This window comes from Oleiphilus sp. HI0066, from assembly GCF_001635725.1.
This window is the reverse complement of sequence record NZ_LWFH01000292.1, coordinates 1-879: the sequence shown is the minus strand read 5'-3', so window position 1 is coordinate 879 and position 879 is coordinate 1. Positions and strand designations below refer to the sequence as shown.

General features: G+C 46.9%; 1 protein-coding gene. It reads right to left on the bottom strand.

From position 1 onward, the window contains the following. Positions 1–838: peptidylprolyl isomerase (locus A3738_RS04340; RefSeq protein ID WP_197473587.1), on the bottom strand; the 838-nt coding region annotated here is incomplete at its 3' end. Positions 839–879 lie beyond the last annotated feature (41 nt).

Sequence of the window (879 nt, the reverse complement as noted above, 5' to 3'; positions counted from 1 at the left end):
TTATAATGTGGAAGCCACTTGCCGAACGAATCAACTCAGAAGGTTGTCCCTTCACCAAGTTTGGCAGTACATCGGCCGCAATCGATGGCAATTCATTCTCTTTACGCCATCCAATAACACCACCATTTAATGCTTGGCGGCCATCAGAACGAGCAATCGCAACTTGTTGGAAGTCTGCCCCATTCTTTAGCTCTGCTAACACGGCATCGGCACGTTCTTGCGCAGCTTCTTCTTGTTCAGGCGTAGCATCCTCAGGAACTGAAATCAGAATATGACCGATATAGTATTCTGTTCCTGAACGTTCACGTGCCTCACTGGAACTCAAGAAGTTATTAATTTCCTGCTCTGTCACGCGGACGCGACGATCAACCTCACGCTGCTGCACACGCGACACGAGCATTTCACGACGAATTTGCTCTCGCGCTGCGACATAGGTTTCACCCTCTTTCGCCAGTTGTTGTTGGAATTGCTGTAGGGTCATACCGCTTGAGCTTGCGATGTTGACTAAGGTCTCGTTGAGCTGTGCATCGCTCACACGAATACCTGCTAAGTCAGCTTTTTGAAGCTGGATGCTTTCTAGAATAAGCTGCTCTAGTACTCTTTGATTCATGATTTCTTGTGGAGGTAAACGGGTACCCTGCGCCTGCAAGCGTTGCGTAATTTGGCGCAGTCGTTGTTTTAGTTCTGATTCCATGACGATGTCATCGTCAACAATCACAAGTACACGATCTAGTAGCTCCGGTTCATCGTTTGCATGCACGATATTCGGCATCATTACAGCAAGCGTCAACATTAGAGCGATACTTTGCTGCCACTTCATTTTGATCAATCCAAACATAGTTTTACCTTAATTAATCTCGTCTTCTCGGCGTTGATACC